We start from the raw sequence: 21227 nt of genomic DNA on the forward strand, positions 1-21227 counted from the left end.
GGACCGGATACGGTAGTCTGCATACTGAGACGATTCGTATCAGGATGTGGACATGGCCGAACAGCGCGTACCCAACCGCTGGCTCATGCTCGGCGTCTCGATGGTGGGCCAGATCGCCGGCACGATCTTCGTCAACGGCGCGCCGTTCCTGATCCCCTACCTGCACCTGGAGCGCGGCCTGAGCCTCGTCGAGGCCGGCACGATCGCCGCTGCACCGCTCACCGGGACGATGTTCACCCTCGTCCTCTGGGGCGTCATCGTCGACCGCATCGGCGAGCGGGCATCGATGACCGCCGGCCTGGCGATCGTCACGATCGGGGCGCTCGGCGCGAGCCAGAGCGACTCGCTGCTCGGCCTCGGCCTGTGGTTCGCGGTCGGCGGCATCGGTGCGGGCAGCACCAACTCCGCGAGCGGCCGCGTCGTCGTCGGCTGGTTCCCGGCGCATCGCCGCGGCACCGCGATGGGCATCCGCCAGACCGGGCTGCCCCTCGGCGTCGGGCTCGCCGCCCTGCTGGTCCCCAACGTCGTCAAGGCGCACGACCTGTTCGCGACCCTGCTGCTCATCACCGCGATCTGCGCCGTCGCCACGGTCCTGTCCGCCGTGCTGATCGTCGACCCGCCGCGGCCCACCCGCAGCGAGGCAGCCGACCTCGGGCACCTCGACAACCCGTACACACGCGACTCCCGGCTCTGGCGGATCCACCTCGCCTCGGCGCTGCTGGTCGTCCCGCAGTTCACGGTGTGGACCTACATGCTGGTGTGGCTCATCGACGACAAGGGCTGGTCGACGTTCGCCGCCAGCGCCTTGGTCGCGTCGACGCAGCTGCTCGGCGCGGCCGGCCGGATCGGCGCCGGCTGGTGGTCCGACCGCGTCGGCAGCCGTCTCGGTCCCATGCGCACCGTCGCGATCGCGGCGGCCGCCACGATGCTCTCGCTGGGCCTGCTGTCCGGCACGCCGCTGGCGATCGCCCTCATCGTCATCGCGACAGCCGTGACCGTCGCGGACAACGGCCTGGCCTTCACGGCGGTCGCCGAGATCGGCGGGCCGTACTGGTCGGGACGCGCCATGGGCGTGCAGAACACCGGGCAGTACATCGCCTCCGCTCTCGTCCCGCCCGTCGTCGGCGCGCTGGTCTCGGGTCGCGGGTACGGCTTCGCGTTCGCGCTGGTCTCGGTGTTCCCGTTGCTGGCAATTCCGCTGGTCCCGGTGCGCGGGGAGCACACCCGACAGCCTCTGTGACGTATGCCGCACGGACCTCGCTTTGGTTGGCCTAACTGAGCATCATGGTTACCGACGGGTTAATGTCAGCCGTACTGTCACGGTTCGAAGGGGCTCCCATGCGTGTCGTCGCCATAGTCGTGTCACTTGCCATCACCGCGGTCGCGGTGGCTCTGGCAGTGAAGGCCGTCAAGGACATGGTCGCCGTGATCCGCAAGGGTCAGCCCGCCATCGGCCGCACGGACAACAAGGGCGCGCGCTGGGCCAACATGTTCAAGGAGACGCTGGGCCACACCCGCATGCTCCAGTGGACGTGGATCGGCGTCATGCACTGGTTCGTGTTCGCCGGCTTCATCTTCCTGAGCTCGATGGTGCTCGGGGCCTACTTCCAGATCTTCGACGCGCACCAGGCGCTGCCGATCATCGGGCACTGGGTCATCTGGGAATGGCCGGCCGAGCTCCTGTCGTGGCTGACCCTGATCGGCATCGTCTACCTCATCGCCGTACGCCAGAAGAACCACCCGCGCAGCCTCGGCCGCAAGTCACGATTCTTCGGCTCGACGTTCTGGCAGGCCTATTTCGTCGAGACCATCATCTTCCTCGTCGTGCTGTGCGGCTTCACGCTCCGCACGCTCGAGTACGCCATGGAGAAGGCGCATGGCGCCGACGACCTGACGTTCCACTACCCGATGACGTTCTTCCTCGGCGACCTGTGGGACGGCCTCTCGGTCGACACGATGGAGACGCTCGTCTACACGATCGCGATGATCAAGATCGTCGTGTCGATGACGTGGCTCATCACGATCGCCCGCAACATCACGATGGGCGTCGCCTGGCACCGCTTCACCGCGTGGTTCAACATCTGGTTCAAGCGCGAGTCCGACGGCTCCACCGCTCTGGGCGGCCTCGAGCCGATCTACATCAAGGGCAAGGCGCTCGACCTCGAGGACATGGACGACCTCGAGGAGGAGGACTTCGCCAAGCTCGGCGTCGGCAAGGTCGAGGACTTCACGTGGAAGGGCATCCTCGACTTCACGACGTGCACCGAGTGCGGCCGCTGCCAGAGCCAGTGCCCCGCCTGGAACACCGAGAAGCCGCTGTCGCCCAAGCTCCTGATGATGGGGCTGCGCGACCACGCGTACGCCAAGCTGCCGATCCTCGGCCAGGACGAGGACACGCTGACCGACGAGCAGAAGACCGAGCTGGAGCGCCCGCTGATCGGCAACGCCGAGGCGTACGGCGTGATCGACCCCGACGTGCTCTGGTCCTGCACCAACTGCGGCGCCTGCGTGCAGCAGTGCCCCGTCGACATCGAGCACGTCGACCACATCGACGACATGCGCCGCTTCCAGGTGCTCGTCGAGTCCAACTTCCCGGCCGAGCTCAACAACATCTTCAAGGGCCTGGAGCGCAAGGGCAACCCGTGGGGCATGGACCCCAAGGGGCGCATGGACTGGGCCAAGAAGCTCGACTTCGAGGTCAAGCAGGTCGGCGTCGACGTCGAGGACCTCGACGAGGTCGAGTGGCTGTTCTGGGTCGGCTGCGCCGGCGCGTTCGAGGACCGGGCCAAGAAGACGACGCAGGCCGTCGCCGAGCTGCTCGACATGGCGGGCGTGACGTTCGCGGTGCTGGGCGATGGCGAGACCTGCACCGGCGACCCGGCTCGCCGCGCCGGCAACGAGATCGTCTTCCAGCAGCTCGCGATGCAGAACGCCGAGGTGTTCAAGGAGACCAAGGTCAAGAAGGTCGTCTCCACCTGCGCCCACTGCTTCAACACGCTCAAGAACGAGTACGCCGAGTTCGGCGTCGAGCTCGAGGTCGTGCACCACACGCAGCTGCTCAACCGGCTCGTCCGCGAGGGCAAGCTGACCCCGGTCGCACCGACAGCGGAGACCGAGACCAAGAAGATCACCTATCACGACCCGTGCTTCCTGGGCCGCCACAACCAGGTCTACGAGCCGCCGCGTGAGCTGCTCAGCGTCATCCCCGGTGCCGAGTTCACCGAGATGCCCCGCAACTCCGAGAAGTCGTTCTGCTGCGGCGCCGGCGGTGCCCGCATGTGGATGGAGGAGACCCTCGGCTCGCGCATCAACGTCAACCGCACCGAAGAGGCGATCGCGACCGGCGCCGACCAGATCGCCGTCGGCTGCCCGTTCTGCCGCGTCATGCTGTCGGACGGCTTGACCCTCAAGCAGTCCGAGGGCGCCGCCCGCGAGGAGGTCGAGGTGCTCGACGTCGCGCAGATGCTGCTCGCCGGCGTCAAGCGTGCGCCGTCCGCCGAGGAGACCGCTGCGGTCGTCGCCGAGGCCGAGGCCGCGACGTCATCCGTCGCCGGTGCGTCCTCCGGCTCGGGTGGACCTGACGAGGTCACCGACATCGACAAGGCCGCTGCGGCCGCGAGCAACATCGACGTCGACGACGCCGGATCGCGTACGGGCGACGCACCCGAGGCTCGCTCCGATGACAACGCGCCGGCTGCTGACGCAACGCCCGACGACTCGGCCACCGAGGAAACGCCGGCTGAGCCTGTCGAAGCCACCGCAACGTCCGATCAATCGGCCACCGACGAAACGCCGGCTGAGCCCGTCGAAGCCACCGCAACCACCGACGAAACGCCGGCTGAGCCTGTCGAAGCCACCGCAACGCCTGACGAGCCGGCGGACGACCGCGACGCCAGCGAGAAGGAGCAGGCGGCCTGGGCCAACGTCGGCCCGGTCAACGCCGACCTGACCCCGAGCGACGACGCTTCGACAGGCTCAACGTCCGAGGAGAGCAGCTCGGCGTCCGCAAAGGCATCCGGCGACAAGGATCCCGGCGACACGACCGACCCGGAGACCGAGCTCGTCCCCGAGGAGTCCGACGACGAGCCGGAGCTGCCGGCGACGAAGGACCCCGACGAGATGCCGGCCGAGACGGTCACGGGTGCGCCCGACGAGACCGAGCCGGTCGAGGAGGACGCCCGCGAGGAGGAGGCCGGCATCATCGCGGTCGAGGACGTCGAGTCCACCGCCGATCCGGTGTCCGAGGACGCCGCTCCCCTGAGCGACGCCAACCCCAGCGGCGCCGACCTCAGCAAGGCGGCCGGAGCGGGCGACACGGCAGACGACGAGGACGAGCAGCCCAAGTCGTAGCACCATGATCCGTTGCCCCTGCCTGAGCGGGCTGACGTACGAGGGGTGCTGCGGCCCGCTGCACGCCGGCACGTCTGTCGCGCAGACCGCCGAACAGCTCATGCGTTCGCGCTACAGCGCGTTCGCGGTGGGTGACGCCGGCTACCTGTCTGCGACGTGGCACCCCAGCACCCGACCCGCTGAGCTGACACTCGACGAGGACCGGCGGTGGTACCGGCTCGACGTCCTCCGCACCGAGCGCGGCGGCCCGTTCGACACCGAGGGCATCGTGGAGTTCCGGGCGTACCACCGCTCGCCCGGCGGCAACGGCAGCCAGCACGAGGTCAGCAGATTCGCCCGCGAGGACGGCCGCTGGCTGTACGTCGACGGAGTCGGCTGACGCTATTTCTGCTTCGTGTACGTCTGCTGGTTGCGGACGACCGTGAGGTCGCAGCTGGCGGTACGGTTCGACGCCGGCAACGTGGCCGTGACGGTGTACTCGCCAGGCGCGACCAGTGCCGCCAGCGTGAGACTCACGTCGATCGGGCCCGAGGCCGGCGCTGTCACGGTCTTGGTCGCCACGGTGCCGATCGCGACAACGCACTGCGCGCCGGACGGCACCCCGGTGACGGTGACCGGCACCTCGGAGTCAGGAACCACGACATCCGGGGCCGAGACGGACAGGCGACGGGCGGAGAACAGGTTCCCGATGATGGGGGACGTGGCCAGGCCTTGGAGGAAGCGGGAGAACGGCGACGAGCTCATGACGCACCTTTCTTCGTCCCTCTTGCGTGCAGGCTAGCGAAATTCGTTGAGAAGACAGGCTGATTCACGGCAAGACACCGTCGGAGCGCCCTACCCTGATTTCGGGAGGGCAGCGCAGGAGGTGCCCATGCCGGACGTGCAGCGGCCGACCGTGCGCGATCTCCTCGACCTGCACCGGGACCGTGATCCGCTCGTCCTCGCGGTCATCGAGCTGGGCCCGCATGCGATTGCGACGAGCACGCTGGACGACTGGGAGTCTGTCGCGACCGTCGTACGGACCGGCGACCGCTACCCCGCCGCGATCGCATGGCGCGCCGGCTACACGCTGTATCACCTGGGCCACACCGAGCGGGCCGAGCACTTCTTCGAGAACGCCGACCGCGACGAGCTGGACGACGCGGAACGCGCGCAGTTCTGCGCCGCGTGGGCGTCGAGTGCGTGGGGCTCCGGCGACGCGGAACGGAGCGAGGCGCTGGGCCTGGAGGCGTTCGAGGCGGCCGAGCGCTGCGGGGACGACTCGGCTCTGACGTGGGCGTGGGAGAGCCGGGCCATGCTCGCGTCGATCCACGGCGAGCCGCGGGAGAACCTGCACGCCCACCAACGCGCCCTCGACCACGCCCTGGCGGCGCGCGACGACCTGATGGAGTCGCGCATCCGCAACAACCTCGGCTCTGTGCTGTTCGACCAGGCACGGTACGCGGAGTCGCTCGAGCAGTTCGAGCACGCCCTGCGGCTGGCCAACGGTGTCGGGCACCTGTCGTCGATCGCCCTCATCCGCCACAACGTCGCGGACGTCATGCTCAACCTCGGGCGCATCGACGAGGCGCTCGTCGAGGTCGAGGCGGCGCGGGCGATCTGGGCCGGGCTCGAGTCGCCGATGGTGGGAGCCGCCTGGCAGCTCCTCGCCGACATCCAGCGGGCGCGCGGCAACGCAGCACAGGCCGCCATGGCGTACCGGGAGGCCGTGACCGTCGCCGAGGAGTCCGATGACACCCAGACGCTCGTGCCGGCGCTCACCGGGTCGGCGTTGATCCAGGTTGCGACCGATCCGGCCGGCGCCGAGCAGACCGCGCGGCGCCTGCTCTCGCTGCCGTCAGCGGTCGGGCTGTTGCCCGGCAACCTCACGGTCGGCTGGGTCGTGCTGGCCGCCGGCGATGCGGAGGCTGCTGCGGCGTACGCCAAGGAGGCGCTCGCCGAGGCCTCCCAGCGGCACGCTCGTGCGTGGCTCGCCGAGGCGCTCGAGCTGTCGGCCCTGTCGACGAGCGACAACCGGGAGGCGCAGCTGCGCGAGGCGGCGACGATCTGGTCCGAGATCGGCAACCCCATCCGCCTGCAGGTCAACCGCATCGTGCAGGCGCACCTGTTCGGCAGCCCGTTCACGGAGCAGCTGGCCCGCTCGGGGCTGCGGTCGCTCGGCGTGCAGGAGGATGCGTACGGCATCGCGGGGCCGCTCCACGCGATCAGCCCGCGCACCGGCGATCATCCCGTGCACGTCCACGTGCTGGGTACGTTCGTGCTGTCGCTGCACGGTCGTCCCGTCACGAGCTCGGAGTGGCCGTCGCGCAAGGCCCGCGACATCCTCAAGGTGCTCGCCGGCCGCGGCTCTCGCGGCATCCGGCGCGAGGCGCTGGCCGACCTGCTGTGGCCCGACGACGCCGATCCCGGCAGCAAGCTCTCCGTCGCGCTGTCCCAGCTGCGACGCGTGCTGGATCCCGACAAGGCGTACGGGACGGAGCACTTCGTGCACACGGACCGGGTCAGCGTCCGCCTCGACATGGCCAACGTGTCGGTCGATGTCGCGGACTTCGTCGTCGCGGCGCAGGAGTCGCTCTCCGCCGCTCGCACGGGTGATGCCGACGCGATCGGCATGCTCGAAGCCGCAGCCGCGATGCACACCGGGGAGTTCCTCGAGGAGGACCTCGCGGAGGACTGGCCCGCCGAGATGCGCGACGAGGTCGAGACCCTGGGCAACGAGGTCATCCGGGTGCTGGCCTTCGCCCTCCAGGACGGCCCCGAGCCGGAGCGCGCCGTGCCGTGGCTCGCCCGCCTGCTGACGTACGACCCGTTCGACGAGTCGATCTACGCCGCGCTGATGCGGGTGCTCTCGACAGCGGGCCGGCACGGGGAGGCGCGGCGGCACCATCACGCGTACGTGCTGCGGATGCGGGAGATCGGTGTGCCGTCGATGAGCTGGGAGGACATGGCCGCGTAGGGCGTCTCAAACCTTTCGCAACGTTGTCTCAAGGGCCGTCCCGAATGGTGTCCACATCACCCCGACACCAGGAGATCATCATGGCCACCATCCACTACCCGCTCACCTCCGTCACCGGACACGCCGTCCACACCGCCGGGCGCGTCGCCTGGGCCGTCTTCACCCGGCTCGTCGCGATCGCCGCCATCGCCCTCGCCGCTGCTGCCGCCGCCGGACTCGTCGACCAGGGCCCGCTCGCCGGGGTGCTGCCCGACTGGACCGCCCTCAGCGTCATGGGCTCGATCATCGTCCTCGCCGTGCTGTCGATCGCGAGCCTCGGGGCGGCCGACCACGCGGCGGACGCGGAGCTGTTCGACGTTCGTTGAGCAGCACCACACGAAGAGCGCCGACGCAGGGGATCGGCGCTCTTCGTACGTCCTGGGGAGCTCTGCGCTGCGGGTCTGGGGATAGCGTGGCGGCATGTCCAAGACGCCTCCGCTGCTGCGCGTCCGCGGCCTGCACCGCCGGTTCGGCGACCTCGACGTCATCACCGGTCTCGACCTGGAGGTCGAAGCGGGCCGTGCCCTGGCGATCACCGGCCCGAACGGCTCCGGCAAGTCGACGGCGCTGCGGTGCATCGCCGGCGCCGACGAGCCGACCGACGGCACGATCGAGCTCGACGGCGCGGCGCTCGACGAACGCTCGGCGGTCGTACGCCGTGACCTCGCCGTCGTGATGGACGACATGAGCTTCTTTCCCGACCTCAGCGTCGTCGAGCACCTCGACCTGCTGGCGCGGGCCCACAGCATCGAGGACGTCGAGAGCGTCGTCGACGCCGTGCTGACCGATGTCGGCCTGCTGGCCCAGGCCGGTCAGCTGCCCGGGACCTTGTCGTCGGGCCAACGCCGCCGCCTCGCGCTCGCCACCGCATTCGTACGCCCACGGCGCCTGCTGATCCTCGACGAGCCGGAGCAGCGCCTCGACGCCGGCGGCCTCGCGTGGCTCGCCGACCGGCTCAACGCCGAGAAGAGGCAGGGCCTCGGCATCCTGCTGGTCAGCCACGACACGTCGCTGGTCGAAGCCGTCGCCGACGACGTGCTGGCGCTGGAGGGTCGGTGACGCGAGCCTCCCGGCGCGAGGTCCTCGAGCTGCGCCGCCAGGCGCGGGAGTGGCGACGCGGACGTGCTGACACGACACTGATGGAGGTCCTGTCGGATGCCTACATCGCGCTCTTCGCGACCACGATGCTGTCGGCGATGGCGATCAGCGCGATCCACCAGACCCGTCTCAGCATCACCGACAGCTGCACGACGGCGGAGTGCTCGGACGCCCGCTTCTCCTCGGCATGGGTGTGCATCGCGGCCATGCTCGCGGTGACGCTGGCCGTCGGCCGCGTCGTGGGGCCGGTCCAGGTGTCGCCCGCCGAGGGATCGTGGCTGCTCTCGACGCCGATCGACCGCGCCGCCGTGCTGCGCCCCCGGTTGGCGCTCGTCGCCGTCGTGGGTGCGCTCGCCTCCGGCGGGGTCGGCGCGATCGCCTCGACGCTTGCCGGCTTCGGTCCGCCGGCCATCGGACTCGTCGCGGCCGGCGCGATGGCGAGCGGGCTCGGGGCAGCGATGCTCGCCGCACTGGCCCAGCCCCGCAACGGCTGGCTGACCCGCATCCTCACCTGGGTCCTGGGCGGCGTCACGTGGGCGGCCCTGGTGCTCATCGCCGCTGACGTCATGCCGTCGGCACCGACGTCGGCCCCCTGGACGACCGCAGCCGGAGCCGCGGTCACCGGCGCACTCTGGATCGGCGCACTGGCCCTGGTGATCGCCGGGGCCCGCGCCCTGTCGCGGATCCATCGCAACCGGCTCGTGCCGGGCGGCGCGCTCCTGGCCAACCTGTCCGGCGCCCTCGCCGGCCTCGACCTGACGATGATGTACGACATCCTCGTCGCCCAGAAGTGGCTCGTGCGCGCCACGGTCCGGCCCGTGCGCAGCGGCCCGAAGGGCCCGTGGGCGCTGGTGTGGCGCGACGTCATCCGGCTTCGGCGATCCGTCCCCTCGTTGCTGATCCTGGCATCGGCGGTCGTCGTGCCCTATCTCGTCGATGCCGTCGACCTCGGCACCCTCGTGGTGCTCGCCGGCGCGCTGACGCTGTTCGTCACCGGCGTGCCGCTGTGCTCCGCCCTGCGTACGACGAGCCGCAATCCCGGACTCGTGCGGTGCTTCCCGATGCCGGCGTCGACGGTCCGGGGCGCCTGCCTCGTCGTGCCGGCGGCAGCGACCGTGCTCTGGTCGCTCGCCGCGCTCCCGCCCGTGCACGCCGGGACGTCCGCCACCTGGGGCGCGAGCATCTCGATCGCCGTGGCCATGGCGATGGCGGCGCTCGCTGCGATGGCGCGTTGGCTCCTGGCGCCGCCGCCGAACTACTCCCAGGGCCTGCTGTCGTCGCCCGCCGGCGGCATCCCGCCCGGACTCGCCTTCAGCCTGCTCCGCGGCTTCGACGTGCTGATCCTGTCCACCGCTCCGATCCTGATCTCCCCCACGTCCACCGGCGCGCTCGTCTCGCTGCTGCTCTCCGCCGGCGTCCTGGGCATCGTCGTCGGCCGGGACTGAAGCGGAGCGTCAGGCCGGAGGCGTCAGCATCGCCATCAGGGTGTCGACGAACGCGGGGCGCGGCTGGATGCCCTTGCGGCTGCCGATCAGCTTGGGCACCGCGGCGCGCTGCAAGGCGTCGTTGACGATCATCGCGGCAACGACCTTGGGATCGACGTCGGCGCGTACGACGCCGGCCTGCTGCTTGGCCGTGAGGTAGAGCGCGATGTAGGCGATGCCGCGATGAGGTCCGTAGTCACTCTCGTGCATGTAGGCGTGCAGCGAGTCGCGCAGACCCGCATCGGACTGCGCCGCCATCATGACGTCGAGGCTGCCGTTGAGGAACGCCTCGATGCCCTCGGACATCGCCGTCACGGTGCTCCGGAGGTCGTCATCCTCCGGGTCGATCCCGTCGAGGTGCATCGGCTCGAGCGTGTGCTCGAAGACGGCCTTGAGCAGGCCGAACCGGTCCTCGAAGTGATAGAACACGCTGCCCTCGGAGACCTTGGCGCGCGCGGCGACCTCACGCGTCGTCACCTTGGCCATGCCCTTCTCGCGGAGCAGGTCCTTGGTGGCACGCAGGATCTCCTCGCGCCCTCCGGAGGGCGGTCGGCCGCGGCGCTTCCCGGTCTCGGTCATCCCCATCACCCTAGCGTCCGCGTCAGCCTTGACCATCTTTATTGAGTTTTTACTCAGGATGTGTCATCTTTATCTGAGTAACGACTCAATAAAGGGGTAAACATGTCTGCAGTCACCGCTGAACCCTCAGTCCTCGCCACACCGCGGGGCAAGCTCATCCTCTTCCTGCTGTGCTCCGTCGGCTTCCTCGACTTCGTCGACGCGACGATCGTCAACATCGCGCTGCCGGCCATCCGCGACGACCTCGGCTTCTCCGTGCAGGAGCTGCAGTGGGTGCCGAGCGGCTACCTGCTGACGTATGGCGGCTTCATGCTGCTGGGCGGTCGCGCGGCCGACCTGCTCGGCCGCAAGCGGCTTCTGGTCGCCGGCATCGTGGTGTTCGCGATCGCATCGCTGATCGGCGGTTTTGCCGACAGCTCCGAGGTGCTCGTCGGCTCCCGCCTCGTGCAGGGCATCGGCGGCGCCATGACGCTGCCGGCGACGCTCTCGATCCTCACGACGACGTTCACCGACGGTCCCGACCGCCACAAGGCGCTCGGCGTCTGGGCCGGAGTCGGCGGCCTCGCCTCCGCCGTCGGCGTGCTGGCCGGTGGCGCCCTCACCGAGGGCCCGGGCTGGCGCTGGGTCATGTTCATCAACCCCGTCATCTGCGCCGTCCTGCTGCCCGCGATCCTGCGCCTGATCGACAACGACGAGCCGGCCGCTAAGCGTACGGGCTTCGACCTCCCCGGCGCCTTCCTCGCGACGAGCGGGATGCTGCTTCTGGTGTTCGCCCTGGTCGAAGCACCTGACGAGGGATGGGGCTCCGTCCGTACGATCGGCAGCCTCATCGGTGCCGCTGCGCTGCTCGTGGCGTTCATCGTCAACGAGACGCGCCACCGCAGCCCACTGATGCCGCTGTCGATCTTCCGGGTCCGGGGCCTCGCTGCCGCGAATGCCACGCAGCTGATCGCGTTCGCAGGATTCCTGGCGATGTTCTTCTTCCTGACGCTCTACATGCAGAGCGTGCTCGGCTACTCCTCGATCGAGACCGGGCTGGCGTACCTGCCGGTGTGCTTCGTGATCGGCATCTCCGCCGGCGTCTCGTCGCAGCTCATCACCAAGGTCGGCACCCGGCCGCTGGTCGTCGGTGGCGCCCTGGTCACCGCCGTCGGAGTCGGCCTGTTCGCCCGCATCCCGGTCGACGGCTCGTACGTCGCGGACCTGCTGCCCGGCATGATCATCATGTCGCTGGGCATCGGAGCCGTGTTCGTCGCGGTGATCAACGCCGCCAACGCCGGCGTGCCGAGCCACCAGGCAGGGCTCGCCGCGGCGCTGCTGAACTCGTCGCAGCAGGTCGGCGGCGCACTCGGGCTCGCGGTGCTGTCCGCGATCGCCACGTCGCGCACCAACAGCCTGTTGGAGGCACACGCCGCGGCGCCCGAGGCGATGGTCGAGGGGTTCCAGCGCGGCCTGCTGGTCGGCGCGATCTTCCTGGCCGCCGGCGCCGTGATCGGCCTGCGGACGACCAACACCCACGAGCTCCAGGAGGCTGCGGCATGACGAACAAGGTCGAAGGTGTCGGGCGGATCGTCGCGGTGGCGTTCGGCGGGGTGTTCGCGGGATTCCTGGTGACCGTCATGGTGCTCGAGCTGTCGATGCGCGACCTGGGCGCCTCGGCCTACACCCAGGTGCGGCACGTCGAGCTCGACCGCCTCGACACCCTGGCGACCGTGACGTTGCTGCCGACCGCGGTGGCCACGATCGTGCTGGTCGGTCTCGGCCTGCGACGGGGCAGTCCGGGCCTCGGGCTGATGTCGGTCGCACTGGTCCTGCTGCTCGTCGTGTTCATCACGACGATCGTGGTCAACCTGCCGATCAACGCCGATCAGCGGGACTGGTCGATCGGCAGCCCGCCGAACGACTGGGCCACCGACCGCGACCGCTGGCAGGTCGCCCACGCCGTACGCACTGGCGCGACCTTGCTGGCGTACGCCTGCCTGCTCCTCGCGTCGCGTGTGCACCGCCAGCCCGCGCTCGAACCGAGACTGGCCGACGGGCGCCAGAGGGAGCTGAGTCAGTAGGTCATGCAGTTGCCGAGGCCGAGCCGGGCCAGGCCGGCTCGGTCGCCGGGACCCCACGTCGTGATCTTGCGCGAGATGACCGGCTTCATGATCTCGCGGCGGTCGCTCACGTGGCCGAGACCCACGACGTGCCCCAGCTCGTGCATGAGGATCGCCCGCACCTGCGCCGGACCGTCGAGGCCCCGGTAGATCCTGCGCAGCTCCGGCCCGTCGAACACCGCCTGGCCGGAGACGTTCCACAACTGGGAACCCCGGCTCATGACGACACTCCCGCCGCGGCCCACGATCCTGCCGTCCAGCCCGGGGTACTCCTTGGCGTCGCTGAAGCTCACGAGCACCGGGCTCCACGACTTGCCGTAGTGCTCCTCGTTCCGCGGGCCCCGATCGTCGATCGGCGCCTCGTCAGTCTCGCCGTCGTCGACGAAGACGAGACCGGTCGCCTTCTCCACCTGGTCGATCGCGGCGTCGAGCTCGTCGCGAACACCTGCGAAAGCTGTCCGGTCGTTGACGACGTAGTGGATGGGGGCGCACGGATCGTACGTCACGGGCTCCCCGGTGCCGGGCTGCTTGTGCATGAAGATGTAGGTGTCGGCATCGGGCACGTTGGTCGGCGGCCGCCCCAAGGGGCTCGAGGCGGTGCCGACCGGAGCAACGAGATTCGAGAACTTCGTGTCGCGATCGGTCGTGGAGGTCCAACCCTGTGGCCCGTCGCCGCCGATTCCGCCCATGCCCGACACGATCCGGCTGAACAAGAAGATCACCAGGACCGGGAGGGTGAACAGCCACCCGCGATGGATCCGTCGCTTCGTCGTCACCACGGGGAACGGCATCGCCGGATAGGACGGTGGCGGTGGCGGCGTTGAGGGAGCGTACGCGCGCGACGGCTGTGAAGCGTACGTCGGCGGAGTCGGGTCGGGCGCCCGGGGAGTCATCGGCGGAAGTGCACGCTCCTCCCGCTCCGCACGCTCGGCGATCTCGCGCAGGCGGCGCTGCATACGCTCGTCACCGTCGTCGGCGCCTCGACCGGATCGTCCCTTCACCCCGACAGGATGAACCACGGAGACAGGGTGGCGCTCGCGATTGGCCAGATTGCCCGGGTCAGCCCACGCTCGCCACGAGCGGCACACCGGGGCGATAGGCGAGATGGACGAACGAGGGGGCACTGAGCACGGCATGGTCGGCCCTGGCGCCGACCGACAGATGACCGACGTCGTCGCGGCGCAGCGACTGCGCCCCGCCCCGGGTCGCCGCCCACAGGGCCTCGCGGGGACTCATGCCCATGTCGCGCACGGCGACGGCGATGCAGAACGGCATCGACGAGGTGTAGGAGCTGCCGGGGTTGCAGTCCGTCGCGAGGGACACCGTGACGCCGGCATCGAGCAGGCGGCGTGCGTCGGGATAGGGCTGACGGGTCGAGAACTCGACGCCCGGGAGCAGTCCGGCGACCGTGTCGGAACCCGCCAGGGCATCGACGTCGGCGTCGCTCAGGTAGGTGCAGTGGTCCGCTGCCGCAGCGCCGAGCTCGACGGCGAGCTGCACGCCGGGCCCGTGACCCAGCTGGTTGGCGTGAATCCGCGGGAGCAGGCCGGCGGCGATGCCGGCCGTCAGGACCGTGCGCGCCTCGTCCTCGCCGAAGGCGCCGTCCTCGCAGAACGCGTCGATCCATCGGGCGTACGGGGCACTCTTCTCGAGCATCGGCCCGGTGACCAGGTCGACGTATGCCGCGATGTCGCTCCCCTCGGGGACGACGTGGGCGCCGAGGAACGTGGTCTCGTCGGTGAACTCCCCGGCGATCGCGAGCGACCTCGCCTCGTCAAGCACCGTGAGGCCGTAGCCGCTCTTGATCTCGGCCGTCGTCGTGCCCTGGGCCCGCATCTCCGCGAGGTGGCGGGCCACGTTGGCGCGGAGCTGCTCGTCCGGCGCGGCCCTCGTCGCGGCGACGGTCGTACGGATGCCACCTGCGGCGTAGGGCTCACCGGTCATCCGCGCCTCGAACTCGGCCGAGCGGTCGCCGGCGAACACGAGGTGCGTGTGCGAGTCGACGAAGCCCGGGATCACGGCGGCACCGCCCACGTCGCTCGACGAGTCGGCTGCAGGCGCGTCCGTCCGGTGCCCGAACCATGCCACGCGGCCGCCCTCGACGACGAAGGCCGCGTCGTGCAGGATCGGCCGGTCGGCGTCCCACGTCACGAGCTCGCCGATGTTGGTCACCAGGTGCGCGGTCATGTGCGGCTCCAACAGGCATCGATCGCGGCCTGGAGGTCACGGGCGGCGTCGGTCCGAGAGCCCGCCCCGCTCCTCGAGCCTGTAGAAAGGACATCCTCCGCGCTCGCCGCCCAGAGCACCTCGTCGGCGCCTGCGGTACGTACGGACTCCTCGATCTCGATCAGGTCACCCCCGGCGAAGCCCAGCGACTCGTGACCGGTCGAGCTCGCCGCCTGCCAGAGCTGCCCGGCGCTCCACGCACCGCGTACGCCAGAGGCCAGCCGCTGATGCATCTCGACAGCGCGAGCTTCGGCGAACATGTCGATGACGGTATTGCTGTCCGAGCCCAGTGTCAGCCGCGCCCCCGCGTCACGGAGCGCGACGCTCGGCCCGATGCCGTCCGCGAGCTCGGCCTCGGTCGTCGGGCAGAAGCACACGTACGACCGGGCGTCGCCCAGCGTCGCGACGTCGTCGGGGGTCAGATGCGTCGCGTGGACCGCGGTCGTGCGGGGCGTCCAGGCGCCGGCCTCGGCGAGCAGCGCGACCGGCGTCAGTCCCGTGGCAGCGAGGCACTCCTCGTTCTCAGCCGGTTGCTCGGAGACGTGCACGTGCAGCGGCGCGTCCGGGAACGCGCCGGCAACGGTCGCCAGCTGGTCGCGCGGCACGGCGCGGACGGAGTGGATGGCGGCACCGATGACGACGTCGTACTCACCGGCGTGCTTGCGCGCCAGATCATCGACTCGCGCCGCCCACGCGTCGGCGTCGCCGTCGGTGAACCGCTGCTGGACACCTTCGACTGCTCTGCTCCTTGAGCCTGTCGAAAGGCCGAAGCCCGCCGCCAGGTAGCACGTGTCGAGCAGCGCGATGCGTACGCCGGCCTCGCGGGCAGCGGCGATCAGCGCCTCGCCCATCGCATTCGGGTCGTCGTACGCTCGGCCGTCGGGTCGGTGGTGCAGATAATGGAACTCACCGACGCTGCGGATGCCTGCGGCGTGCATCTCGGCGTACGTCGCCCGCGCCAGGTCGAACAGCAGGTCAGGGTCGAGGACCCCCGCGAGGGCGTACATCTGGTCGCGCCAGGTCCAGAACGAGTCGGCGCCCGTGATCCGCCCGCGCAGTGCCCGGTGGAAGACGTGGCTGTGACAGTTGGCGAACGCCGGGACCGTGGTCATGCCATGCCTCGCACGACCGAGGCGAGGGCATCGACGCCGGCCGCGCAGTCGGCGTCCTCGGCGAACTCCTCCGGCGAGTGCGAGACGCCGGTCGGGTTGCGGACGAACAGCATCGCGGTCGGCACGTGCGGGCTGAGCACGCCGGCATCGTGCCCGGCGCCCGTGGGCAGCACCGGTGCATCCAGCAGCGCCGCCAGGCGGTCGCGCAACGGCGCGTCGAACTCGACCGCAGGGCTCACCGACTCCGTCGTCAGCGTCACCGTGGTGCCGTCGGGGTCAGCGGCCGCGCGGGCCTGGTGGACCAGCGCGTCGACCAGGTCGTCGAGCTGTCCCTCGTCCGCGGCGCGCGCGTCGAGCCAGGCCCGTACGCGCGAGGGGATCGCGTTGGTGCCACCGGGCTCGACCTCGAGCCGGCCGAAGGTCGCCCGCGCACCCGCGTCGGTGGCGAGCCGGCGGGATGCCAGGACCGTCGCCGCGTACGCCTGCATCGGGTCGTGACGATCCTCCATCAGCGTTGCCCCGGCGTGGTTGGCCTCGCCGCAGAAGTCGAGGCGCCAGCGCCCATGGGGCCAGATCGCGGTCGCGACGCCGACGGCCGCGTCGGAGTGGATCAGCGACCGGCCCTGCTCGACGTGCAGCTCGACGAACGTCCCGATGCTGTCGAGGAGGTCCGTACGCCCGACAGCCCGCGGGTCGCGCCCCCGGGCGGTCAGGACCTCGGCGAGGGTCAGCCCGTCACGGTCCTTGAGGCCGAGCGCCTTGGCGGGGTCAAGCGCGCCGGTGATGAGCTGCGAGCCGGCGCAGGCGATGCCGAACCGGGCACCCTCCTCGTCGGCGAAGTTGCCGACGACGACCGGCCGGCTCGGTGCGAAGCCCTCGGCGCGGAGCTGGTCGATCGCCGCGAACGACGAGACGACGCCGAGTGGGCCGTCGTACGCTCCACCATCAGGTACCGAGTCGAGGTGCGAGCCGATCAGCAGGGCGTCGTCGCCGGCGCCCCACCAGGCGAACTGGTTGCCGTTGCCGTCCTCGACGAGCTCCATGCCACGCCCTGCTGCCTCGCCGGCGAACCACTCGCGCAGCTCCATGTCGGCGTCGCTCCATGCGAATCGCCGATATCCCCCGGTCCGCGAGTCTCGCCCGATGACGGCGATGTCGTCGAGCATCAGGTGGCCTTGCCCTCCAGCATCGGGACTCGGAGGCCACGTTCCTTCGCGACCTCGGCGGCGCGGTCGTAGCCGGCGTCGACGTGCCGCATGACGCCCGTGCCCGGATCGTTGACCAGCACGCGTTCGATCTTCTGCGCCGCCAGCTCCGTACCGTCGGCGACGATGACCTGACCGGCGTGGATCGACCGGCCGATGCCGACGCCGCCACCGTGGTGAATCGAGACCCACGTGGCACCTGACGCGGTGTTGAGCAGCGCGTTGAGCAGCGGCCAGTCGGCGATCGCGTCCGAGCCATCAGCCATCGACTCGGTCTCGCGATAGGGCGAGGCGACCGACCCGGAGTCGAGGTGGTCACGGCCGATCACGACGGGGGCGCTCAGCTCACCCGACGCCACCATCTCGTTGAACCGCAGCCCCGCGAGGTGCCGCTCCTGGTAGCCGAGCCAGCAGATGCGAGCCGGCAGGCCCTCGAAGTGCACCTTCTCCTGCGCCTTGGTGATCCAGCGGGCCAGGTGCTCGTCCTCGGGGAACAATTCGAGGATCGCCCGGTCGGTCACGGCGATGTCGGCGGGATCGCCCGACAGCGCGGCCCAGCGGAACGGACCCTTGCCTTCACAGAACAGCGGCCGGATGTAGGCCGGCACGAAGCCGGGGAACTCGAAGGCGCGCTCGAACCCACCGAGCCGGGACTCTTCGCGGATCGAATTGCCGTAGTCGAACACCTCGGCGCCGGCGTCCATGAAGCCGACCATCGCGCGTACCTGCTTGGCCATCGACGCGCGAGCCTTGTCGGTGAACCCGGCGGCGTCGCGCTCGGCCTCGGCGTGCCAGTCGGCGACCGAGATGCCCTCGGGCAGGTAGCTCAACGGGTCGTGGGCGCTGGTCTGGTCGGTCACGATGTCGATCGGCGTGCCACGCTCGAGCAGCTCGGTGAACACCGTCGCCGCGTTGCCGACGATGCCGACCGACAGCGCCCGGCCCTCGTTCTTGGCGGCCACCGCACGGTCGACCGCCTCGTCGAGGTCGGTCCAGTACTCGTCGAGATAGCCGTGCTTGACCCGCCGCTCCAGCCGGGTCTCGTCCACGTCGACGACCAGCGCAACGCCCTCGTTCATCGTCACCGCCAGTGGCTGCGCACCACCCATGCCGCCGGCGCCACCGGTCAGCGTCAGGGTGCCGGCCAGCGTGCCACCGAACCTCTTGCGCGCCACGGCGCCGAACGTCTCGTAGGTGCCCTGCAGGATGCCCTGCGTGCCGATGTAGATCCACGACCCGGCGGTCATCTGGCCGTACATCGTCAGGCCTTCGGCCTCGAGCTTGCGGAACTCCGGCCACGTCGCCCAGTCGCCGACCAGGTTGGAGTTGGCGATCAGCACCCGCGGGGCCCACTCGTGGGTACGGAAGACGCCGACCGGCTTGCCGGACTGCACCAGCAGCGTCTCGTCGTCCTCGAGCGTCTCGAGGGTGCGGACGATCGCGTCGTACGCCTCCCAGCTCCGCGCCGCCTTGCCGGTGCCGCCGTAGACGACGAGGTCCTCAGGGCGCTCGGCGACCTCGGGGTCGAGGTTGTTCATCAGCATGCGCATCGGCGCCTCGGTCTGCCACGACTTCGCGGTCAGGGTCGAGCCGTGTGCAGCACGAACAGTGGGACGGGTCATGAGTGATCTCCTTCGGTCCTTGAGCTTGTCGAAAGGACATCCGTGGCTTCGACAAGCTCAACCAGCGACGAATGGGCAGCTTCCAGCAGGGAACCGTCGCGGACGAGCTCCGTGGCGGCTTCGAGGTCGGGTGAGAGGTGGCGGTCGGGTCCGGGACCGGCGACCCGCGTACGCAACACGGCTATCGCGGCACCCGTCGCGGCGGACGGCTCGAGCGGGGCCCGCAGGTCGATGCCGCGAGCAGCGGTGAGGATCTCGATCGCCAGCACGCGGGTCAGCAGGTCCACGGACGTGCGCAGCTTGCGCGCCGCCGACCAGCCGAGCGACACGTGGTCCTCCTGCATCGCGCTCGACGGGATCGAGTCGACGCTCGCCGGCGCCGCGAGCCGCTTGAGCTCGGCGACCATCGCGGCTTGCGTGTACTGCGCGATCATGTGACCCGAGTCGACGCCGGGATCGTCGGCGAGGAACGGCGGCAGCCCCTGGCTCCGCGTCACGTCGAGGAATCGGTCCGTACGTCGTTCGCTCATGCTCGCGACGTCAGCGACCGGGATCGCGAGGAAGTCCAGCACGTACGCCAGCGGCGCGCCGTGGAAGTTGCCGTGCGACTCGATGCGGCCGTCGTCGAGCACCGACGGGTTGTCGATCGCCGATGCGAGCTCACGCCCGGCGACCGTCGCGGCGTGCTCGAGGGTGTCCCGCGCAGCGCCGTGCACCTGCGGGGCGCAACGCAGCGAGTACGCATCCTGCACCCGTCCGTCGCCGTGACGATGGCTCGACACGATCGGCGAGCCCGCGAGCAGCGCGGCCATGTGGGCCGCCGACTCGGCCTGGCCGGGGTGCGGGCGCAGCGCCTGCAGGTCGGCCGCGAGCACGCGATCGGTCGCCATCAGGCCCTCGATGCTCATCGCGGCAGCGAGGTCCGCGGTGTCGAGCAGCCTGCGCAGATCGTGCAGCGCCAGCACCAGCATGCCGAGCATCCCGTCGGTGCCGTTGATCAGCGCGAGGCCCTCCTTCTCGGCGAGCTCGACCGGCTGCAGACCGTGCGCGGCGAGCGCCTCGGCCGCAGGGCGTACGACTCCGTGGTCGTCGACGTCACCCTCGCCCATCACCGCGAGCGCGCAGTGGGACAGCGGCGCCAGGTCACCGGAGCAGCCCAGGCTGCCGTACTCCCGCACGACCGGCGTCAGCCCGGCGTTGAGCATCGACGCGTACGCCTCGGCGGTCTCCAGCCTCACGCCGGTGTGGCCACTCGCGAGGGTCGAGAGGCGCAGGAGCATCAACGCGCGCACGACCTCGTCCTCGACGCGGGGACCGGTGCCTGCGGCGTGCGACCGGATCAGGCTCTTCTGCAGCTGCGTGCGCAGGCCTGGCTCGATGTGTCGCGTGGCAAGGGCACCGAAGCCCGTCGAGATGCCGTAGACCGGCACGTCCGACGCAGCCAGCTCGTCGACGTACGCCCGGGCACGCTTGATCGCGTCCCGCGCCTCGGGGCTCAGCTCGACCGAGGCACCTTCGCGGGCGACGCGCACTACATCCTCCGGCGCGAGCGCGCCCACTCCCACGGTCACCGAAGCCATGACTCCATTCCACGCCTCCACGCACCCCGGCGCCACACTCTTCCGCCCCATCCTGTCTCGCATGCGAGACAATGGGTCCATGCCCCGCTCCGTCCCCGCTGCCACCGCCGCCCTCCGTGTGCTGCGGTTCCTGTCAGGGCAGCCCGTCCCGGTCTCGGCGACGCGCATCGCCGGCGAGCTCGGACTGCCGCGCTCCTCGGCGTACCACCTGCTGGCCGCGATGGCCGACGAGGACTTCGTCGTGCACTACCCCGACGACCGCACCTGGGGCATGGGGATCGCGGCATGGGAGGTCGGCCACGGCTTCGCCCGGCAGGAACCCCTCGCCCGGCTCGCCCGCGTGCCGCTGGCCCGGCTCGTCGACCGGGTCGGCCAGTCGGCGCACCTCGTGGTGCTGCACGGCGCCGACGTGCTCTACGTCATCGAGGAGCGGGCGCCCGGCCGGCCGCCGCTCGTCACGGATGTCGGCGTACGCCTGCCGGCCCACCTCACCGCGTCGGGTCGCGCGATCCTCGCGGCGTTGCCGGGGCCGCAGGTCACCGCGCTCTATCCGGGCAAGGGCGCCTTCACGTCCCGCACGGGCGCCGGTCCGCAGTCGCCAACCGAGCTGCGCCGGCTGCTGGTCACGACCCGCCAGCGCGGCTACGCGACCGAGGACGGCGAGGTCACCGAGGGGTTCGCGTCGATCGCCGCGCCCATCCACGCCGGCACGATCCACGCATCCGTCGCGGTGACGTGGGAGAGCCGGACAGCGGTCGGCGACCTCGTCGACGACGTACGCGCGACCGCTGCGGAGATCGCCCGGCGCCTGCGCCATACGTGACCTGGACCACACCTGGCTCGTTGGGTTACTCACCGGTACCTCAAGGAGTCC

At 70.5% G+C, this 21227-nt stretch carries 18 protein-coding genes; 10 read left to right on the plus strand and 8 right to left on the minus strand.

Annotated features, from left to right (window positions below):
- The first annotated feature begins 52 nt into the window (after positions 1-52).
- The 3 genes from ESP70_RS15135 (at position 53) to ESP70_RS15145 (ending at position 4729) form a co-directional block, all read left to right on the plus strand.
- Positions 53-1240: an MFS transporter gene (locus ESP70_RS15135; protein WP_149690152.1), complete on the plus strand. Its 1188-nt coding sequence runs from the start codon at positions 53-55 to the stop codon at positions 1238-1240.
- A gap of 98 nt (positions 1241-1338) precedes the next feature.
- Positions 1339-4350 (plus strand): (Fe-S)-binding protein, encoded by a 3012-nt coding sequence (locus tag ESP70_RS15140; protein WP_149690153.1) that lies wholly within the window; start codon positions 1339-1341, stop codon positions 4348-4350.
- Between the two features lie 4 nt (positions 4351-4354).
- Complete coding sequence (locus tag ESP70_RS15145; RefSeq protein ID WP_149690154.1) at positions 4355-4729, plus strand: YchJ family protein; 375 nt, start codon at positions 4355-4357, stop codon at positions 4727-4729.
- Between the two features lie 2 nt (positions 4730-4731).
- Here the strand turns inward: ESP70_RS15145 and ESP70_RS15150 are convergent, their stop codons facing one another.
- On the minus strand, positions 4732-5094 hold the full coding sequence (locus ESP70_RS15150) for a hypothetical protein (protein WP_149690155.1): 363 nt from the start codon (positions 5092-5094) through the stop codon (positions 4732-4734).
- 127 nt (positions 5095-5221) lie between these two features.
- Here ESP70_RS15150 and ESP70_RS15155 point away from each other — a divergent pair, with 127 nt between their 5' ends.
- The 4 genes from ESP70_RS15155 to ESP70_RS15170 all read left to right on the plus strand — a co-directional run bounded on the left by ESP70_RS15155 (position 5222) and on the right by ESP70_RS15170 (position 9888).
- Complete coding sequence (locus ESP70_RS15155) at positions 5222-7306, plus strand: tetratricopeptide repeat protein (RefSeq protein ID WP_149690156.1); 2085 nt, start codon at positions 5222-5224, stop codon at positions 7304-7306.
- A gap of 80 nt (positions 7307-7386) precedes the next feature.
- On the plus strand, positions 7387-7671 hold the full coding sequence (locus tag ESP70_RS15160; RefSeq protein ID WP_149690157.1) for a hypothetical protein: 285 nt from the start codon (positions 7387-7389) through the stop codon (positions 7669-7671).
- A gap of 94 nt (positions 7672-7765) precedes the next feature.
- Entirely contained in the window at positions 7766-8404 is a 639-nt protein-coding gene (locus ESP70_RS15165) for an ABC transporter ATP-binding protein (RefSeq protein ID WP_149690158.1), read from the plus strand.
- A complete protein-coding gene (locus tag ESP70_RS15170; RefSeq protein ID WP_149690159.1) occupies positions 8401-9888 on the plus strand; it encodes a DUF6297 family protein in 1488 nt (495 codons plus the stop codon). The genes ESP70_RS15165 and ESP70_RS15170 overlap by 4 nt, the downstream gene beginning before the upstream one ends.
- Before the next feature lie 9 nt (positions 9889-9897).
- Here the strand turns inward: ESP70_RS15170 and ESP70_RS15175 are convergent, their stop codons facing one another.
- Positions 9898-10506 (minus strand): TetR/AcrR family transcriptional regulator, encoded by a 609-nt coding sequence (locus tag ESP70_RS15175; protein ID WP_188110655.1) that lies wholly within the window; start codon positions 10504-10506, stop codon positions 9898-9900.
- Between the two features lie 102 nt (positions 10507-10608).
- Here ESP70_RS15175 and ESP70_RS15180 point away from each other — a divergent pair, with 102 nt between their 5' ends.
- Positions 10609-12048, plus strand: coding sequence for an MFS transporter (locus ESP70_RS15180; RefSeq protein WP_149690161.1), 1440 nt, complete (start codon positions 10609-10611; stop codon positions 12046-12048).
- Positions 12045-12569 (plus strand): anthrone oxygenase family protein, encoded by a 525-nt coding sequence (locus ESP70_RS15185; RefSeq protein ID WP_149690162.1) that lies wholly within the window; start codon positions 12045-12047, stop codon positions 12567-12569. Before ESP70_RS15180 ends, ESP70_RS15185 begins: the two co-directional genes overlap by 4 nt.
- On the opposite strand, the gene ESP70_RS15190 is transcribed toward ESP70_RS15185, so the two are convergent.
- The 6 genes from ESP70_RS15190 to hutH are packed head-to-tail and all read right to left on the minus strand — an operon-like array spanning position 12563 to position 20353.
- The gene (locus tag ESP70_RS15190) at positions 12563-13609 is read right to left on the minus strand and encodes a matrixin family metalloprotease (protein ID WP_188110656.1); all 1047 of its coding nucleotides are present in this window, start codon (positions 13607-13609) and stop codon (positions 12563-12565) included. The two genes, ESP70_RS15185 and ESP70_RS15190, sit on opposite strands and share 7 nt — an antisense overlap.
- A gap of 58 nt (positions 13610-13667) precedes the next feature.
- Positions 13668-14795, minus strand: coding sequence for an imidazolonepropionase (gene hutI / locus ESP70_RS15195; RefSeq protein ID WP_149690164.1), 1128 nt, complete (start codon positions 14793-14795; stop codon positions 13668-13670).
- The gene (locus ESP70_RS15200; RefSeq protein WP_149690165.1) at positions 14792-15946 is read right to left on the minus strand and encodes a formimidoylglutamate deiminase; all 1155 of its coding nucleotides are present in this window, start codon (positions 15944-15946) and stop codon (positions 14792-14794) included. The genes hutI and ESP70_RS15200 overlap by 4 nt, the downstream gene beginning before the upstream one ends.
- Positions 15943-17112, minus strand: a complete 1170-nt coding sequence (locus tag ESP70_RS15205; protein WP_149690166.1) for an allantoate amidohydrolase — start codon at positions 17110-17112, stop codon at positions 15943-15945. The genes ESP70_RS15200 and ESP70_RS15205 overlap by 4 nt, the downstream gene beginning before the upstream one ends.
- Complete coding sequence (gene hutU, locus ESP70_RS15210; protein ID WP_149690167.1) at positions 17112-18773, minus strand: urocanate hydratase; 1662 nt, start codon at positions 18771-18773, stop codon at positions 17112-17114. Before hutU ends, ESP70_RS15205 begins: the two co-directional genes overlap by 1 nt.
- A complete protein-coding gene (gene hutH, locus ESP70_RS15215) occupies positions 18770-20353 on the minus strand; it encodes a histidine ammonia-lyase (RefSeq protein WP_149690168.1) in 1584 nt (527 codons plus the stop codon). Before hutH ends, hutU begins: the two co-directional genes overlap by 4 nt.
- A gap of 79 nt (positions 20354-20432) precedes the next feature.
- On the opposite strand from hutH, the gene ESP70_RS15220 reads away from it, so the two are divergent.
- Entirely contained in the window at positions 20433-21176 is a 744-nt protein-coding gene (locus ESP70_RS15220; protein WP_149690169.1) for an IclR family transcriptional regulator, read from the plus strand.
- Positions 21177-21227 lie beyond the last annotated feature (51 nt).

Origin of the sequence: Aeromicrobium ginsengisoli, from assembly GCF_004134905.2 — a bacterium.
Lineage (GTDB): Bacteria > Actinomycetota > Actinomycetes > Propionibacteriales > Nocardioidaceae > Aeromicrobium > Aeromicrobium ginsengisoli.

What these genes read in the sequence shown, in the direction of transcription:
- ESP70_RS15135 (WP_149690152.1), top strand. Translation starts at nt 53, where the DNA reads ATGGCCGAACAGCGCGTACCCAACCGCTGGCTCATGCTCGGCGTCTCG.
- ESP70_RS15140 (WP_149690153.1), top strand. Translation starts at nt 1,339, where the DNA reads ATGCGTGTCGTCGCCATAGTCGTGTCACTTGCCATCACCGCGGTCGCG.
- ESP70_RS15145 (WP_149690154.1), top strand. Translation starts at nt 4,355, where the DNA reads ATGATCCGTTGCCCCTGCCTGAGCGGGCTGACGTACGAGGGGTGCTGC.
- ESP70_RS15150 (WP_149690155.1), bottom strand. Translation starts at nt 5,094, where the DNA reads ATGAGCTCGTCGCCGTTCTCCCGCTTCCTCCAAGGCCTGGCCACGTCC.
- ESP70_RS15155 (WP_149690156.1), top strand. Translation starts at nt 5,222, where the DNA reads ATGCCGGACGTGCAGCGGCCGACCGTGCGCGATCTCCTCGACCTGCAC.
- ESP70_RS15160 (WP_149690157.1), top strand. Translation starts at nt 7,387, where the DNA reads ATGGCCACCATCCACTACCCGCTCACCTCCGTCACCGGACACGCCGTC.
- ESP70_RS15165 (WP_149690158.1), top strand. Translation starts at nt 7,766, where the DNA reads ATGTCCAAGACGCCTCCGCTGCTGCGCGTCCGCGGCCTGCACCGCCGG.
- ESP70_RS15175 (WP_188110655.1), bottom strand. Translation starts at nt 10,506, where the DNA reads ATGACCGAGACCGGGAAGCGCCGCGGCCGACCGCCCTCCGGAGGGCGC.
- ESP70_RS15180 (WP_149690161.1), top strand. Translation starts at nt 10,609, where the DNA reads ATGTCTGCAGTCACCGCTGAACCCTCAGTCCTCGCCACACCGCGGGGC.
- ESP70_RS15185 (WP_149690162.1), top strand. Translation starts at nt 12,045, where the DNA reads ATGACGAACAAGGTCGAAGGTGTCGGGCGGATCGTCGCGGTGGCGTTC.
- hutI (WP_149690164.1), bottom strand. Translation starts at nt 14,795, where the DNA reads ATGACCGCGCACCTGGTGACCAACATCGGCGAGCTCGTGACGTGGGAC.
- ESP70_RS15200 (WP_149690165.1), bottom strand. Translation starts at nt 15,946, where the DNA reads ATGACCACGGTCCCGGCGTTCGCCAACTGTCACAGCCACGTCTTCCAC.
- ESP70_RS15205 (WP_149690166.1), bottom strand. Translation starts at nt 17,112, where the DNA reads ATGCTCGACGACATCGCCGTCATCGGGCGAGACTCGCGGACCGGGGGA.
- hutU (WP_149690167.1), bottom strand. Translation starts at nt 18,773, where the DNA reads ATGACCCGTCCCACTGTTCGTGCTGCACACGGCTCGACCCTGACCGCG.
- hutH (WP_149690168.1), bottom strand. Translation starts at nt 20,353, where the DNA reads ATGGCTTCGGTGACCGTGGGAGTGGGCGCGCTCGCGCCGGAGGATGTA.
- ESP70_RS15220 (WP_149690169.1), top strand. Translation starts at nt 20,433, where the DNA reads ATGCCCCGCTCCGTCCCCGCTGCCACCGCCGCCCTCCGTGTGCTGCGG.